The 16627-nt window shown below is 65.0% G+C and carries 16 protein-coding genes; 11 read left to right on the top strand and 5 right to left on the bottom strand.

The window, feature by feature from the left end; all coding sequences use genetic code 11:
• Positions 1-53: 53 nt before the first annotated feature.
• On the bottom strand, positions 54-890 hold the full coding sequence (locus tag AC0L2J_RS05255) for a helix-turn-helix transcriptional regulator (protein WP_473387630.1): 837 nt from the start codon (positions 888-890) through the stop codon (positions 54-56).
• 88 nt (positions 891-978) lie between these two features.
• On the opposite strand from AC0L2J_RS05255, the gene AC0L2J_RS05250 reads away from it, so the two are divergent.
• Positions 979-1857, top strand: coding sequence for an SDR family oxidoreductase (locus tag AC0L2J_RS05250; RefSeq protein WP_473387629.1), 879 nt, complete (start codon positions 979-981; stop codon positions 1855-1857).
• Between the two features lie 28 nt (positions 1858-1885).
• On the opposite strand, the gene AC0L2J_RS05245 is transcribed toward AC0L2J_RS05250, so the two are convergent.
• The 3 genes from AC0L2J_RS05245 to AC0L2J_RS05235 form a co-directional block, all read right to left on the bottom strand.
• Positions 1886-3220 (bottom strand): dicarboxylate/amino acid:cation symporter, encoded by a 1335-nt coding sequence (locus AC0L2J_RS05245; RefSeq protein ID WP_473250030.1) that lies wholly within the window; start codon positions 3218-3220, stop codon positions 1886-1888.
• 83 nt (positions 3221-3303) lie between these two features.
• Positions 3304-3858: a biotin transporter BioY gene (locus AC0L2J_RS05240; protein WP_063992558.1), complete on the bottom strand. Its 555-nt coding sequence runs from the start codon at positions 3856-3858 to the stop codon at positions 3304-3306.
• An 87-nt stretch (positions 3859-3945) separates the two neighbouring features.
• Positions 3946-5133 carry a pyridoxal phosphate-dependent aminotransferase gene (locus AC0L2J_RS05235; protein WP_473387627.1) on the bottom strand — a complete coding sequence of 396 codons (1188 nt, stop codon included), beginning with the start codon at positions 5131-5133 and terminating at the stop codon, positions 3946-3948.
• A 220-nt stretch (positions 5134-5353) separates the two neighbouring features.
• Between AC0L2J_RS05235 and AC0L2J_RS05230 the strand changes: the two genes are divergently transcribed.
• The 10 genes from AC0L2J_RS05230 (at position 5354) to aat (ending at position 15269) form a co-directional block, all read left to right on the top strand.
• A complete protein-coding gene (locus AC0L2J_RS05230) occupies positions 5354-6754 on the top strand; it encodes a M48 family metalloprotease (RefSeq protein ID WP_063992560.1) in 1401 nt (466 codons plus the stop codon).
• Between the two features lie 126 nt (positions 6755-6880).
• Positions 6881-7648, top strand: a complete 768-nt coding sequence (locus tag AC0L2J_RS05225) for a DsbA family protein (RefSeq protein ID WP_007609740.1) — start codon at positions 6881-6883, stop codon at positions 7646-7648.
• A gap of 209 nt (positions 7649-7857) precedes the next feature.
• Positions 7858-8706, top strand: a complete 849-nt coding sequence (locus AC0L2J_RS05220; protein ID WP_473387624.1) for a DUF1236 domain-containing protein — start codon at positions 7858-7860, stop codon at positions 8704-8706.
• Between the two features lie 260 nt (positions 8707-8966).
• Positions 8967-9434 (top strand): type II 3-dehydroquinate dehydratase, encoded by a 468-nt coding sequence (gene aroQ / locus AC0L2J_RS05215; RefSeq protein WP_473250026.1) that lies wholly within the window; start codon positions 8967-8969, stop codon positions 9432-9434.
• A gap of 37 nt (positions 9435-9471) precedes the next feature.
• Positions 9472-9960, top strand: coding sequence for an acetyl-CoA carboxylase biotin carboxyl carrier protein (accB, locus tag AC0L2J_RS05210; protein WP_007609736.1), 489 nt, complete (start codon positions 9472-9474; stop codon positions 9958-9960).
• Between the two features lie 60 nt (positions 9961-10020).
• Complete coding sequence (accC, locus tag AC0L2J_RS05205) at positions 10021-11379, top strand: acetyl-CoA carboxylase biotin carboxylase subunit (RefSeq protein WP_275171904.1); 1359 nt, start codon at positions 10021-10023, stop codon at positions 11377-11379.
• 105 nt (positions 11380-11484) lie between these two features.
• Complete coding sequence (locus AC0L2J_RS05200; RefSeq protein ID WP_473387622.1) at positions 11485-13002, top strand: sensor histidine kinase; 1518 nt, start codon at positions 11485-11487, stop codon at positions 13000-13002.
• A complete protein-coding gene (locus tag AC0L2J_RS05195) occupies positions 12999-13439 on the top strand; it encodes a response regulator (RefSeq protein WP_007609730.1) in 441 nt (146 codons plus the stop codon). The genes AC0L2J_RS05200 and AC0L2J_RS05195 overlap by 4 nt, the downstream gene beginning before the upstream one ends.
• Positions 13436-14539: a sensor histidine kinase gene (locus AC0L2J_RS05190; protein ID WP_473387619.1), complete on the top strand. Its 1104-nt coding sequence runs from the start codon at positions 13436-13438 to the stop codon at positions 14537-14539. The genes AC0L2J_RS05195 and AC0L2J_RS05190 overlap by 4 nt, the downstream gene beginning before the upstream one ends.
• 49 nt (positions 14540-14588) lie before the next feature.
• Positions 14589-15269 carry a leucyl/phenylalanyl-tRNA--protein transferase gene (gene aat, locus AC0L2J_RS05185; RefSeq protein WP_473387617.1) on the top strand — a complete coding sequence of 227 codons (681 nt, stop codon included), beginning with the start codon at positions 14589-14591 and terminating at the stop codon, positions 15267-15269.
• 61 nt (positions 15270-15330) lie between these two features.
• Here aat and AC0L2J_RS05180 read toward each other — a convergent pair whose 3' ends face one another.
• The gene (locus AC0L2J_RS05180) at positions 15331-16374 is read right to left on the bottom strand and encodes a DUF2155 domain-containing protein (RefSeq protein ID WP_473250022.1); all 1044 of its coding nucleotides are present in this window, start codon (positions 16372-16374) and stop codon (positions 15331-15333) included.
• Between the last annotated feature and the right edge of the window lie 253 nt (positions 16375-16627).

Below are 16627 nucleotides of genomic sequence, written 5' to 3'. Positions count from 1 at the left end.
CACCGCGCGCGCGTCGTCAGATGCAGGTTGAACGCGCGAGTTCGCAAATTCCGTCAGCCGGCGCGCTCGGCGAGAAGTGTCCCGATGCGTTCGGCGTCTTCGGGAGTCGCGGGGTTGTAGACGATCATGCTGAGATCGGAGCGTCCCTCGACGATAAAGCTCGAATATTCGAACGATATCGTGCCGTGAACGGGGTGCCGCAGCCGCTTGGTGCTGTCGCCGTGGTGACGCACGTCATTGTCGCGCCAGAGCGCGGCGAATTCCGGGCTGGTCCGGCACAGCTCGTCGACAAAATCGGCGACATGCGAGACTGCGCCGGCCCGCGCGGCGTCCGCCCGGAACGCCGCGACCACGAAGCGCGCCACGCTGTCCCAATCGTATTGCGCGGCGCGCACGCGCGGATCGCAGAAGATGAAGCGCAGGATGTTGCGCTGTCCGGGCGGGATCGCGCCGTAGTCGGTCAGCACGGCGCTTGCGGCACGATTCCAGGCGACGACGTCCCAGGTCACGGTCCGCACCAGCGCCGGGCTGAACGCGAACGCGTCGAGCACGCGCTGCAGCCGCGGCGAGACGCCTTCGCTCGCCTGGTAGCGCACCTCGGGTGGGCGGCCGAGTCCGATCAGGAACAAATGCTCACGCTCGACATCGGTCAGCATCAGCGCTCGCGCGATGCGGTCGAGCACATCGGGCGACGGTGCGCCGCCGCGGCCCTGCTCGAGCCAAGTGTACCAGGTCGGGCTGATATTGGCGCGCTGAGCCACCTCCTCGCGGCGGAGTCCCGGCGTACGCCTGCGGCTACCCGCGAAGCCGAACGCGGCGGCGTCGAGCCGGGTGCGGCGGTCCTTGAGGTAGGCCCCGAGCAGGTTTTCGGCTGAAGCGGTCTCGCTCATCCTGTTAGCTATTATACCCCGATAATGTCACTACTTTACCCGGATAATCCTAGCGCGGATGGTCGTCTCCACAACCCTGGAGATCCTGATGCGTGTTTTCGTCACTGGCGCCACCGGCTTCGTCGGCTCCGCCGTCGTCCGCGATCTGATCGCCGCCGGCCACCGGGTCACGGGCCTCGCCCGCTCCGACGCGGGAGCCGCGGCGCTCGCCGCGATGGGCGCCGATGTCCACCGCGGGTCGCTAGAGGACCACGCGTCCTTGCGCAGCGGCGCCGCTGCAACGGATGGCGTCCTGCACCTCGGCTTCAACCACGATTTCTCGAAATTCGCCGACAATTGCGAGCTCGACCGCCGCGCGATCCTGGCGATCGGCGAGGAGCTCAAGGGCTCCGGTCGCCCTCTCATCGTCACCTCCGGCGTCGCGCTGCTTGCGCCCGGCCGCCTCGCCACCGAGGATGATTTGTCGGCGCAGCGCTTTCCGCGCGTGTCGGAAGCGACCGCGCTGTCGCTGGCCGGCCTCCGCGCCGCCGTTGTGCGTCTTCCGCCCTCCACGCATGGCGAGGGCGACCACGGCTTCGTCCCGATCCTGATCAACCTCGCGCGCCAGAAAGGCGTATCGGCCTATGTCGGCGATGGCAGCAACCGCTGGCCCGCCGCGCACCGCTTCGACGCCGCGCGCGTCTACCGGCTGGCGCTGGAGCAAGGCGCAACCGCGAAGCACTATCACGCGATCGCCGAGGAAGGTGTGCCGTTCAAGGCGATTGCGGAAGTGATCGGCCGGCGGCTCGGCGTGCCCGTGGTGTCCCAATCGCCCGAGGAAGCGACCGCGCATTTCGGCTGGTTCGCACAGTTCGCGGCCGCCGACGTTCCGACCTCGAGCGCGAAGACGCGTGCTGCTCTCGGCTGGTCGCCGCAAGAAAAAGGGCTGATCGAGGATCTCGACCAGCCCTGCTATTTCAAGACCTGACGGCGCGCCGTCGGTGACAGCTTGCAGATCAGTCCGTCGTGAGCGCCGTTTCCATGTCGGTCGGATCGATCTGCTTGGCGAGGTTGGCGTTGAGCTTGTCGCGATCGAGTTCGCCCTCCCACCAGGCGACGATCACGCAGGCAACGCCGTTGCCGCATAGGTTGGTCAGCGCGCGGCACTCGCTCATGAACTTGTCGATGCCGAGCACGATCGCCATGCCCGGCACGAGGCGCGGATCGACCACGGCGAGCGTCGCCGCCAGCGTGATGAAGCCCGCGCCCGTGATGCCGGAGGCGCCCTTCGAGGTCAACATCGCCACCACCAGGATGGTGAGCTGCTGACCGAAGGAGAGATCGAAGCCCAGCGCCTGCGCAATGAACAGCGTCGCCAGTGTCATGTAGATGTTGGTGCCGTCGAGATTGAACGAATAGCCCGTGGGCACAACGAGGCCGACCACCGATTTGGAGCAGCCGAGGCGCTCGAGCTTTTCCATCAAGGACGGCAACGCGCTTTCCGAGGACGAGGTGCCGAGCACGATCAGCAGCTCATCCTTGATGTAGGCGAGGAACTTGAAGATCGAGAAGCCGGCGAAGCGCGCGATGATCCCGAGCACGACGAACACGAACAGCGCCGCGGTCAGGTAGAATGTCGCGATCAGGCCGATCAGGTTGAGGATCGCCCCGGTGCCGAACTTGCCGATGGTGTAGGCCATCGCGCCGAAGGCGCCGATCGGGGCTGCGCGCATCACGATGGAGATGACGCCGAACACCGCATGCGCGGCGTCGTCGATGAAGCTGCGGATGGTGTGGCCGCGCTCGCCGAGCCCCATGATGGCGAAGCCGAACAGCACCGAGAATAGCAGCACCTGCAGGATCTCGCCTTGCGCGAAGGCGCCGACGACGGTGTCCGGAATGATGTGCAGCACGAAGTCGACCGACTTCTGGCCTTCGGCCTGCTTGGCGTAGTTGGCGACGGCCTGCGCGTTGGCGGCAGCGCCGCCGAAGCCCGCACCCGGCTTCACCAGATTGCCGATGATAAGTCCGATCACCAGCGCGAAGGTCGAGACGATCTCGAAATAGACCAGCGCCTTGACGCCGATGCGGCCGACCTTCTTGGCGTCCTGGATGTGGGCAATGCCCGAAACCACCGTGCAGAAGATGATCGGCGCGATCACCATCTTGATCAGCTTGATGAAGCCGTCGCCGAGTGCCTTGATCCACTCGTTGGTGGCGACTGACGGCCAGAGCCAGCCGACGATGGCGCCGAGCACGATCGCGATCAGCACCTGGATATAAAGTACCTTGTACCACGGCTTGGCGGCGGGCGGCGCGACCGGCGCCCCCACCATCGTTGTCGTCGTCATTGTTTCACTCCCCCTCAAAACGCCAGGCCAGCCAAGATCAACTTGGCCGGCCCTGTCAATCGGAACTGCTCGATGTTGCGCCTTTACCCGCGATCGACCACCCGGCGTATCGCCGGCATCAACGTCGCGCCCAGCGCGTTCTTGACCAGCGACGCCGCAACGAACGGCATCAGGCCGACCTGCCACGCCTTTGCGGCGCCAAGGCCGAGGCCGAAGGCCAGCCAGCCAAAGCCCGCGGCCAGAATGAGGATGTGGCCGACGGCCATGGCCGCAAACAGCAGCATGACGCTGCGATCCCAGCCGCGCTCGGCGAGCCAGCCGGTGACGAAGGCGGCGCCGATGAAGCCGAACAGATAGCCCGCGGTCGGGCCAACCAGCGGTGCGATTCCACCAACAGGACCGGCGAACACCGGCAGGCCCATCGCGCCCTCGGCGAGGTAGGCGATCATGGTTGCGCTGCCAAGCCGCCAGCCATAGGCGGCGCCAATCATCAGCACGACGAGAGTCTGCAATGTCATGGGCACGTAAGGCAGCGGCAGGTTCACCTTGGCTGACAGCGCCATCAAGGCGGTGCCGAGCGCAATCAGCACGACAGCGCGCAAGGCGCCGACGGTTTCACCCGGCCGGACTGGCCACATCAATGCGGCGAGAGGAGAATGCGTGGCGGTAGACGGGACGGAACGGTCAGACAAATTGCACTCCAGAAGGCTGTCGAAAACTGGCGGCTATTTAAGCCAGTGAGCGATCCGGTCAACTGCTTCCCGCATTTCAGCAGCCGAACGCGCATAAGAGAGCCGTATGAATGAACGACCATGGATCGGATCGAAGTCGAGGCCCGGCGTGACCGCGACCTGGGCCTGTTCGAGCATCTGCTTCGCGAACTCGAAACTGTCGGAGGTGAAATCCGAGACGTCCGCATAGAGATAGAACGCGCCGTCGGCCGGCAGAAACCTGGTCAGGCCGGCCTTGGGCAATCCCTCGATCAGGATGCGCCGGTTTTCCTGATAGCCGTGCTTGATCTCCTCCATCTCGGCCGCGCCGTCGAAGGCCGCTTCGGCCGCGATCTGCGACAGCGACGGCACCGAGATCGACAGGTTCTGCTGCAGCCGCTCGATCGGCCGCACCAGAATCTCGGGCACGACCATCCAGCCGACGCGCCAGCCCGTCATGCAGAAATACTTCGAGAACGAGTTGATCACGAGCGCGTGGTCCGACAGCGCCGCAGCCGTCACTGCGGGAAACGAATAGTCGAGCCCGTGATAGATCTCGTCCGAGATGAAACGGATACCTGCGTCTTCCGCCGCAGCGATCAGGCCGGCGAGCGCCTCGCGGGACATCATCGTCCCGGTCGGATTGGCGGGGCTGCCGACCAGCACGCCCTTCAGCGGCGCCTTGCGATGCGCGGCCAGCAGCGCCTCGCCGGTCAGCGCATGGCGCGTCTCGTTCGTGGTCTCGATCAGGACCGGCTCGCAGCCCAGCGCAGTGAGGATATGTCGGTACGGCGGATAGCCCGGCACCGTCACGGCAACGCGGTCGCCCGGCTCGAACATCGCGAGGAATGCCAGAACGAACCCGCCGGAGGAGCCGGTGGTCACCACGACCCGCTCGGGGCTGACGTCACAGCCATAGGCATCGCGATAATGCCGCGCGATGCGATCGCGCAAGGAGGGGATGCCGAGTGCTGAGGTATAATCGATCCGCCCTGCCTCGAGCGCCGCATGGGCGGCCGCAATCGCGGTCTTCGGCGCGCCGGCGGCGGGCTGGCCAACCTCCATGTGGATGACATGGCCCCCGGCGGCCTCGATTCGGGCCGCCGCAGCCATGACGTCCATCACCATGAACGGGGGAACATCGCTGCGGCGGGAGGGCGCGAGCCACTGCCCCAACCGGTTCCTCAAGGTCGCATCCTGCATCGATTTCTGCTATTTCGCTGGCGGGCCGATCCGTCCGACCCGGAGAAACGGGGTGCTTGCGCCCCAGACTGGCCGCATTGTACGGCTCATAAGGGGTACGGCTCAAAGGGGCATATCGCGTATCCGGTCCGCCGCCAATCGCCAAAACCGATCACCAAACTGCTTGACCAAGAATGCTTGAACAAGCCTGCTGACAAGACCGTTTGACCCAGACCGTTTGATGTTGTTCCAGATCGCATTGCGCAAGAAGGCCACCGCCCTCACCTCCCTCGTCGCGGCGGCTGCGATCGCGCTGACGCCGTTCTCCGCCGCGAACGCGCAGGCCAAGGGGCCGCCGATCTTGCGCGACACCGAGACCGAGCAGCTGCTGCGCGAATACACGCGCCCGATCCTGCGCGTCGCCGGTCTGGAGAAGCAGAACATCCAGATGGTGATCATCAACGAGAGCTCGTTCAACGCCTTCGTCGCCGACGGCCGCCGCATCTTCGTCAATTACGGCGCGATCCTCCAGTCGGAGACGCCGAACCAGATCATCGGCGTGCTCGCGCACGAGACCGGACATCTGGCTGGCGGCCATCTGTCCAAGCTGCGCGAGCAGCTCGCCAATGCCCAGACCCAGATGATCATCGCCATGCTGCTCGGCGCCGGCGCGATTGCCGCAGGCAGCGCCCGTGGCGGCAATTCCGGCAACAACGGTCTCGCCAATGCCGGCGCGGCCGCGATGGCCGGTCCCCAGGAGATGATCCGCCGGTCGCTGTTGTCCTATCAGCGCCAGCAGGAAGAGAATGCCGACCGCGCCGGCGTGAAATTCCTGACCGCGACCCAGCAGTCGCCGAAGGGCATGTACGAGACCTTCAAGCGCTTCACCAGCGAGAGCCTGTTCGCGGCACGCGGCGCCGATCCCTATCTCCAGTCGCACCCGATGCCCGCCGAGCGCGTCGCTTCACTGCAGGAGTTCGCCAGCGCCAGCCCTTATTGGGACAAGAAGGACGATCCCGCGCTCCAGCTCCGCCACGACATGGTGCGCGCCAAGATCTCCGCCTTCATGGAACGGCCAGAGACGGTGTACCGCCGCTACCCCCTGACCAACGACAGCCTGCCGGCGCGCTACGCCCGCGCCATCAGCACCTATCTGCATGGCGATTTGCGCAGCGCGCTCACCCAGATCGACGCGCTGATCCAGATCCAACCCAACAATGCGTATTTTTACGAGGTACGCGGGCAGGCCCTGCTGGAGGGCGGCAAGCCGGCCGAGGCAATCCCAGCCCTGCGCAAGGCTGTCGCACTTTCGCACAACGCGCCCCTCATCGAGATGTTACTTGGGCAGGCTCTGGTTGGGTCCGATAATAAGGCCTACACGGATGACGCCGTTCGGATTCTCCGGGCCGCCGTGGCACGGGAACCGGAGGCTGTGCTCGGCTACATGCAGCTCGCGATGGCGTATGGCCGGAAGGGCGACTATGCCGAGGCGGATCTGGCGTCGGCACAGGCCGCTTACCTGCGCGGCGACAACAAGACCGCCCGCGAGCTTGCGACGCGCGCGAAAACCCGTTTCGCCGTCGGCACACCCGGATGGGTCAAGGCCGACGACATCGTGGCGTCGAAACCGCCGCGCAACTGACAAGACCAAGACGACCTTACACCACGACGCCTTACGAAACGACGCCTTACGAAACGACGTCACGACACCGAGCTTAAGTCCGCCGGGACGTTTTCCGAAACCTGCTTTGGATAAGAGGATTTGCCTATGCCTTCGCTGCGCCTGCTTGCTCCCGCGCTGTTTGCGCTCGCCATGTTCGGCGCAGCCGCGCCCGCGTCGGCCGACAGCTTCTCCGATGCCCAGCGCACGGACATCGAGGCGATCGTCAGGAACTATCTCGTCACCCATCCCGAGGTGCTCGAGGAAGCGATGGCCGAGCTCACCAAGCGCCAGGCTGCGGCCGAGACCCAGAAGCACGAGGCCAGCGTCGCGCAGAATTCCGACGCGATCTTCAACTCGCCGCGCCAGGTCGTGCTCGGCAACAAGGACGGCGACGTCACCTTCGTCGAGTTCTTCGACTACAATTGCGGCTACTGCAAGCGCGCGATGGACGACATGCTCACCCTCATGAAGGCCGATCCGAAGCTGAAGGTGGTGCTGAAGGAGTTTCCGGTGCTGAGCCAGGGCTCGGTCGAAGCAGCCCAGGTCGCGGTCGCGGTGCGGATGCAGGATCCCTCCGGCAAGAAGTACCTCGACTTCCACCAGAAGCTGCTCGGCGGTCGTGGCGCGGCCGACAAGGCGCGCGCGCTTCAGGCGGCCAAGGAAGCCGGCCTCGACGTCGCGAAGATCGAAAAGGACATCGGCAGCGCCGAGGTACGCAGCACCATCGAGGAGAACTTCAAGCTCGCCGAAGCGATGGGCATGAACGGCACGCCGAGCTACGTGATCGGCAAGCAGATCGTTGTCGGCGCCGTCGGCGTCGATAGCCTGAAGGAAAAGATCGCTGTGGCCCGCTGCGGCAAGGCGACCTGCTGACAAGGCGATCCGCTGATTAGGTCTACAACTCACGCATGCAAAAGGCCGGCTGAAAAGCCGGTCTTTTCATTGCGCCGAAATCTGGCGCGCGCGTTCATCTGGCGTTCAACAAACAAAAGCCTCGGAACCACCAAAGTTCCGGAACTACTCAAATCTCCTTTCGTTGTCGGCGCGGGCAATGACGCAAATGAACACGTGAGGAGAATTCCATGTCTAACCGCTTTATGATCTCGGTTGCTACACTCGCGCTCGTCGCGGGCACCGGCCTGGCGAACGCACAGGGCACCATGAACCGCGACAGCGGTGGCGGTGCCGGTGGTGCGCAGATGCAGCATTCGCAGCCTTCCGGCGGCGCCGCCGAACGCGGCGGCTCGATGGGTAAGGAATCCGCCCATGAGAAGGGCACCGTCGGTCAGGCTGGCGGCTCCAGCAGCATGAAGTCCGGCGGAGCAGCCGAGGAGAAGTCGTCGGGCGGGATGGACAAGTCCGGCGCGATGAACAAGAACGCGACCGACGAGAAGGCCGGTGCGGCGAAGGGTGAGCACGCCCAGGGCGCGCAGGATAAGTCCGCGCAAGACAAGTCCGCGCAGGACAAGTCCATGCATGACAAGTCAGCGCAGGACAAGTCGAAGAGCACGATGGACAAGTCCCAGACGGACAAGTCCAAGAGCTCGGAGACTGACACCAAGAGCGGCAACATGAACGCCCAGACCAAGGGCGCAGACAGCCAGACCAAGGGTGCGGACAACAAGGCTGCCGATACCAAGTCCCAGACCACGACCGGCACCGCGTCTGCGACCGCTTCTGCACCGCCCCCCGAGAAGCGGACCGAGATCACATCCGCCATCAAGTCGACCAAGATCGAGGAAACGACCAACGTCAACTTCAACATCTCGGTCGGCACGACAATCCCGGCCAGCGTTCATTTCCATCCGCTTCCCCCGCGGATCGTCGAGATTTATCCGGAATGGCGCGGCTATGATGTGATCTTGGTGCACGGGCGGTACGTCATCGTTCGTCCGCAGACGCGCGAGATCGTGTACATTATCGAAGGCTAAGTCGCTTCGCTGAAGCTCCAAATGAGCCCTTGCCGAGAGATCGGCAGGGGCTTTTGGGTTACCGGGCGGCGTCTTCCCGCACACGCCGGCCGGCAGCCATGCTTCGGACTGGTTAACAAGCGATTTCCGTAGCTTGCGCACAGGTTTTTGCACCTGGGATGAGCTATCTGAAGCCACCTGGGAGGTCCTTCAAGGCTTCCCCTCACGCGCTTTGTTACCTATAACCCCCGCCACGCCGAAGCACCTCTTGCGGGATTGGAATGGCCGAACCAGCAACCGACACGATCCTTGTCCTGAACGGGCCGAACCTCAACATGTTGGGGACGCGCGAGCCCGAGAAGTACGGGCATGCGTCGCTGCCCGACGTCGAGGCGCTGTGCCGGGAGACGGCGGCCACGTTCGGCCTCAAGGCCGACTGCCGGCAGTCCAACCGCGAAGGCGAATTGATCGACTTCATCCACGAGGCATACGCCCGCAAGATGAAGGGCATCATCATCAATGCCGGCGGCTATTCGCACACGTCGATCGCGCTGCACGACGCGCTGCTCGCGGTGCAGATCCCGACGGTCGAAGTGCACGTCACCAACATTCACGCCCGCGAGAATTTCCGTCATCACTCCTACACCGCGCGCGCGGCCTTCGCCTCGCTCTGTGGTTTCGGCATCGAGGGCTACCGCCTCGCCATCCAGGGTCTTGCCGCCAAGCTCGGCATCAAGCCCAAAGCCTGACGCTCCCCCTTCACACAGAACATTCGGATCAAACAACATGGCGCGCCAGCCAGACGACAAAGCAGCCGCAAAGTTTTCCAGCGAGGACTCCGCCCTCGTCCGCGAGCTCGCCTTGCTGCTCGATGAGACCAGCCTCACCGAAATCGAGATCGAGCGTGCCGGCCTGCGCCTGCGCGTCGCCCGCAACATCAGCGTCGCCGCGACCATGCCGATGCAAATGGCGGCCGCCCCCGCCGCCCTCCCCGCGGCCGCAGCCGCCTCCGCGCCTGCCGCTGCCGACCTGTCGAAGCATCCCGGCGCCGTGACCTCGCCGATGGTCGGCACCGCCTATTGGGCGCCAGAGCCCGGCGCCAAGCCGTTCATCGAGGTCGGCAGCAAGGTCTCGGTCGGCCAGACGCTGCTGATCATCGAAGCCATGAAGACCATGAACCAGATCCCCTCGCCGCGCGCCGGCACGGTGACGCAGATCGTGATCGAGGACGGCCAGCCGGTCGAGTACGGCGAGCCGCTCGTGATCATTGAGTGACGATCGAGGGCGGTCTCATCGCCCTCGCCGCTTTCCGCGCGTCAGTCCAATAAGGACACCATGTTCGACAAGATCCTCATAGCCAATCGCGGCGAGATCGCCCTTCGCATCCTCAGGGCCTGCAAGGAGCTCGGGATCGCGACCGTCGCCGTGCACTCCACCGCCGACGCCGATGCCATGCATGTGCGCCTGTCGGACGAGAGCGTGTGCATCGGGCCGCCGGCGTCCAAGGACAGCTATCTCAACGTCCCCGCGCTGCTCGCGGCCTGCGAGATCACCGGCGCCGATGCCGTGCATCCCGGCTACGGCTTCCTGTCGGAGAACGCGCGCTTTGCCGAAATCCTCGCCGAGCATAATCTGCATTTCATCGGCCCGAAGGCCGAGCACATCCGCCTGATGGGCGACAAGATCGAGGCCAAGAGGACGGCCAAGAAGCTCGGCATTCCCGTGGTGCCCGGCTCCGACGGAGGGGTCGGCCCCAACGACGACGCAATGGCGATCGCCAGGAAGATCGGCTTCCCCGTGCTGGTCAAGGCCGCGGCGGGCGGCGGCGGCCGCGGCATGAAGGTGGCCGAGAGCGAGGCCGATCTTCAGGTCGCGCTGTCAACGGCCGCCAACGAGGCCAAATCCGCCTTCGGCGATGCCTCCGTCTACCTCGAAAAATATCTGCAGAAGCCGCGCCACATCGAGATCCAGATCCTCGGCGACGGCCGCGGCGGCGCGATTCATCTTGGCGAACGCGACTGCTCGCTGCAGCGACGCCACCAGAAGGTCTGGGAGGAAGGCCCCTCGCCCGTGTTGACCGCGGCTGCGCGCGCCAAGATCGGCGAGACCTGCGCCAAGGCGATGCGCGAGATGAAATATCTCGGCGTCGGCACGATCGAGTTCCTGTTTGAGGACGGCGAGTTCTACTTCATCGAGATGAACACGCGCATCCAGGTCGAGCATCCCGTCACCGAGAGCATCACCGACATCGACCTCGTGCTGGAGCAGATCCGCATCGCCGCCGGCGGCGACCTGCCGGCGAGGCAGGACGAGGTCCAGGTCATCGGCCACGCAATCGAGTGCCGCATCAACGCCGAGAATCCGCAGACCTTCCGTCCTTCGCCCGGCCGCATCACCCAATATCACCCTCCCGGGGGGCTCGGTGTGCGGATCGATTCCGCCGTGTATCAGGGCTACACGATCCCGCCTTATTACGATTCGCTCGTCGGCAAGCTGATCGTGCACGGCAAGACCCGCGGCGAGTGCCTGATGCGGCTGCGCCGGGCGCTGGACGAGATGGTGGTCGAGGGCATCGAGACCACCCTGCCGCTGTTCCGCGCTCTGGTGCGCGAAGACGACATCATCAACGGCGACTACCACATTCACTGGCTGGAACAATATCTCGCCGGCAAGGCGGAACCCGCCCCGAAGTAGCCGTCCCTCCGCATGGAACCCTTTGGCCCTAATCGCGTTTAGGACGTGGGGACAGTTCCGAGGGGGCGTTTTGAAGTCCGGCAAGCCTGATCGAGCGAGACCGTCGTGACCGCTGACGCGCAGCGACGGCGTACGTTTTGGCAGATCCTGCTGTTCGCAGCGGGACTTCTGGTGCTGACCGTGATCAGCGCCGGCTCCGTCTACCTCGTCAACAAGGCGAGAGACGACAGCAAATGGGTGGTTCACACCATCGAGGCGGAGAATCAGGTCAACGCCCTCCTGCTGGAAATCCGCCGAGCCGAGAGCACCGCTCGGGGCTACCTTCTGACCCAAGGAGAGGATTTCAAGGTCGACCATGACAAGGCCGTGGCGGCCGTCGTCCCGGCTCTCGACAAGCTCACGCGCCTGACCGGCGACAATCCGGCGCAACGCGAGAACATCGAGAAGCTGAGCGCGGCGATCGAGACCCGTCTCGGCCAGTTCGCGCAGGAGATGGATTTCCTCCGGCGGGGTGAGCCGGAGAACGCCGCAGCGCTGGTCCGCGAGGTTGTCTCCACGGACGCGACAGCCGCAATCGCCAAAGTCGCGACCGAGATGATCCAGGAAGAAGAACGGCTGTTCCGGCTCCGAACGGTCAATTCGGACCGCAGCCAGACCCTGGCCGCGTCGATGACCGGCATCGGCTCGGGCCTCGTCGTGCTGCTGGCGCTGATCTCGATCTGGCTGGTGCGGCGCTCGGCCCGCGCCCGTGACGATGCCGAGGCCCGCCTGCGCGATGCCAATGTCAATCTGGAGGCCGTGGTCGACGAACGCACGGCCGATCTGCGCGAAGCCAATAACGAGATCCAGCGCTTTGCCTATATCGTCAGCCACGATCTGCGCTCGCCACTGGTCAACATCATGGGCTTCACCAGCGAACTCGAAGAGCTCGGCGGCGACATTTTCCGCCGTATCGGCGGCCTTACCCACGTCCCGGCCGACGGGCCGCCGCTGCCGGACGGCGAGATCGCGCTCGAAGGTCCCGACAAGCAGCTCTCAGCGGATTTTTCCGAAGCGCTGGGCTTCATCAAGTCGTCGATCGCCAAGATGGACCGCCTGATCTCGGCGATCCTCAATCTCACCCGCGAGGGCCGGCGCGAGTTCCAGCCCGAAAAGATCGACACCGCCGAGCTGATCGAAGCGATCGTATCGACGCTGGCGCATCAGGCCGCCGAGGCGCAGGCGGAGATCCAAGTCGCCCCCCTGCCCAATCTCGTCAGCGACCGCCTGGCGCTGGAGCAGATCTTCTCCAATCTGATCGACAACGCCATCAAATATCTCAAGCCCGGCGTCCCCGGCGAGATCAGAATCCGCGGGCGCACCAAGCTCGGCTACGCTATCTTCGAGATCAGCGATAACGGCCGCGGCATCGACCCCAAGGACCACCAGCGGATATTCGACCTGTTTCGCCGCGCCGGAACCCAGGACAAGCCCGGTCAGGGCATCGGTCTTGCGCATGTGCGTGCACTTGTGCGTCGCCTCGGCGGCACCATGTCGGTATCATCGGAACTGAATACGGGCAGTACCTTCACCATCACGCTGCCCATCACCTGGAACGCCAGCAACCGGAACGCGGATCAATGACTCAACCCGTCAGCATCATCATGATCGAGGACGACGAAGGACACGCGCGGCTGATCGAGCGGAACATCCGAAGGTCCGGCGTCAACAACGAGATCATCTCCTTTGCCAACGGCACGGACGCGATGAAACACCTGTTCGGACCCGACGGCAGCGGTCTCGTGCAGAAGGGCAATGCCCTCCTGATCCTGCTCGATCTCAACCTGCCCGACATGACCGGGATCGACATTCTGAAGCAGATCAAGGAGAACAAATATTTGAAGGCCTCGCCCGTGGTGGTGTTGACCACCACCGACGATTCCCAGGAAATCAAGCGCTGCTACGAGCTCGGCTGCAACGTCTACATCACCAAGCCCGTGAACTACGAGAATTTCGCCAATGCCATCCGGCAGCTCGGCTTGTTCTTCTCGGTCATCCAGGTTCCGCCCGCCGCCCCATGAACCAGCGCATGCCCACACTGCTCTACATCGACGACGACGGGGCGCTGGCGCGCCTGGTCGATCGCGGCCTGACACGGCGCGGCTACAAAGTCGTTCACGCCGCGAGCGGCGAGGAAGGCCTCGAGCACATCCGCCGCGCGGGCACGACCGGCGGCATCGACGTGGTCGCGCTCGACCAGTACATGCCCGGCCTCGACGGACTGGAGACGCTGGAGCAGATCATGGCGATCCCGGGCGCACCTCCCGTGGTGTTCGTCACGGCGTCGCAGGATTCCAGCATTGCGGTGACGGCGCTGAAAGCGGGCGCGGCCGATTATCTGGTCAAGGACGTCAAGGGCGACTTCATTCCCCTGCTTCACGTCGCGGCCGAGGGCGCGCTGCGCCAGGCCGAATTGCAGAAGGCGCGCGAGGAAGCCGAAGCCGAGATCCATGCCTCGCGCGACCGCTACGCAGCGCTCGCCGCCGAACGCGAACTGCTGCTGCGAGAGGTCAACCACCGCGTCGGCAACTCGCTGCAGATCATCGCTTCCCTGCTGCATCTGCAGGCAAGTTCCGCCGCGCAGGACGAGGTCAAGGCTGCGTTGACCAATGCGATGGGCCGCGTCGCCGCGGTCGCGCAGGTGCACCGCCGCCTCTACACCTCGCAGGACCTGAAGAGCGTGGTCCTGAACCAGTATCTGGACTCGCTGCTCGAGGATCTCAGGCGCTCGGCCGAGGGCAACCGGATGTCGCGCCTGACGCTGAAGGCCGAACCGATCGAGATCGATCCGGACCGTGCGGTCGCCGTCGGTATCATCGTCAACGAACTGGTGATGAACGCGGTGAAATACGCCTATCCCGACGGCGCCGGCCCGATCCATGTCGAGCTGACCTCGCATGGCGACGATCTCCTGCTGTCGATCAGCGACGACGGCGTCGGCGACAACGTCAAGGCCGATCCGCGCTCCACCGGCATGGGCCAGCGCATCGTCGCAGCCATGGCCACCAAACTCGACGCTTCGGTCGAGCGCGATCCCACCCATTCCGGAACCCGAATCATGTTGAGGTTCCGCCGTGTACCGGCAGCCGATAACAAGCCGGCTGCTGCCGCAGCGAACTGACCGCACCGCCCATCGCAACCGCATTGCGATCCTGCTAATGTGGCGAGCCATGACTTCGCGCGACTCTGCCCCGTCTGAAATCACGCCGGCCGTTCTGCTGCGCGCCTATGCCTGCGGCATCTTTCCGATGGCCGAAAGCGCCGATGATCCGACCCTGTTCTGGGTCGAGCCGGAGTTGCGCGGCGTCATCCCACTCGACGGATTTCGCGTGGCCTCGCGGCTGGCGCGCACCGTGCGCTCGGATTCATTCCGCGTCACCGTCAATACCGCCTTCAAATCCACGATCGCCGGCTGCGCCGCGCCGCAGGCCGGGCGCGAGGACACCTGGATCAACAAGCGCATCCGCGACCTCTATGGCGGGCTGTACGAGCTCGGCCATTGCCACAGCGTCGAGGCCTGGCAGGGCGAGGACCTCGTCGGCGGCCTTTACGGCGTCAGCCTGGGCCGGGCCTTTTTCGGCGAGAGCATGTTCCACACCGCGCGCGATGCCTCCAAGGTCGCGCTGGTGCATCTGGTCGCGCGGCTCATCCATGGCGGCTTCGAACTGCTCGACACCCAATACGTCACCGAGCACCTGAAAAGTTTTGGCGCGGCCGAGATTTCGCGGCGGCGCTACACGGCGCTGCTCGACAAGGCGCTCGCGGGCGAACCCGGGGATTTCCTGAGGCTCTCCACCGGCGAAGCGATCCCGGGCGCACGCGCGCTCGAGATCATCGGGGCGCGGCAATAGTCAGGGATTACCGGCCAAACCCTGGGGGATTTCGCCTAGCGGCCAAACCCGGGGATTTAGCCTAGCGGCCAAACCCGGGGATACCGAACAGACCCGGTCGCTGCTCGGGCGGCGGAGGTGGCGGCGGCGGTGCCGGCTGCTGCTGCTGGATCGGCGGCAAGGGCTGCGGCGGACGCTGCTGCACCTGCTTGGGCGCGGCCTTCTTCTGCGCCGGCGGCGGCGGTGGCGTCGCCGGCTTGGTGCCGGGATCCGGTGCCGCGGTCGCGATCGTTTGCTGCGGCTCTTTGCAGTCGGTGAGCCAGATATCGTAGATCGGGTGCTCGACGCCGTGCAGGCCCGGACTTGCCGCGTACATCCAGCCGGAGAAGATGCGCTTCACCTCACCCTGCAAGGTGATCTCGTCGACCTCGACGAAGGCGTCGGTGTTGGCGGCCTCGGTCGCGGGCCGCGTGTAGCAGGCGTCGGTTTTGACGCGCAGCGCACCGAACTGCACGGTCTCGCCGATCTCCTCGTCGAAATTGATGATGCGACCGGTGATCTTGTCGAGGCCGGAGAAGGTCGCCTTCTTGTTCACGATCTTCTGGGCCGGCGGCTCGGTGACGACCTCGTCGCCGGGCTGAAGGCTCGCCGGCGTCTGCGGGACTGCGCCGCCCGGCCCGCCCTTCTGCTGTGGCTGGCGCTGACCGGGCGCACCCGGGGCCCCTTGCGGATTGGACGGAGCGACCGCGACGGGCGGCGGCTGGTTCGGCGGAGCGGCGCTCGAACCGGGCGGCGGCGCCAGAGGCTGGCTCTCGACCGGCCCCGGCATCACATTGCCCTGCCGGCCCGGCGGGGGCGCCATCGGGCGCGACGGCAGCACACGGCCTTGCGGCGGCAGCTCCGGCACTTCTTCATCGTCGTCGGGGATCTGCGGCTGGGGCTGGCCACGCGGAATGTTGCCGGGCGGCCGCAGCGGCGGCGGATCGGAGAAGATCGTGCCGATCTGCGCCTGCGCCGGCGTTGCAGCCGTCAGTGCGGTGGCGGCCAGAAGCGCCGCAAGGCCTGTCAGGGTAAATGTTCGAAACATCTCGCGCGGCTTCAACAGCGAATCGGGCTTGCTGGACATTCTACAGGGGATACCGCCGCTCGCAGGCCATCCGGTTAACACGGCGAATACGGCGGGTTTGCGACGAAAGCAATTTCTGCAGCGAAATCAATGAAGTTAATGCCACATGTTCGCATCCTGTTCATCCGTTAACACCCGTTTCTGGTACGAAACTGGTACGGTGCTTGGCACTTCCTCTCAAGACACTTTGTCCTCATCTGCTCGTCGACAACGGAATATTGGCAGCATCATCACTACGCGACGGGCCGCGTTA

The sequence above is a fragment of the Bradyrhizobium sp. MV1.5 genome, assembly GCF_055807615.1.
Note: the sequence above shows the minus strand (reverse complement) of the source record. Positions and strands in the feature narration are given on the sequence as shown.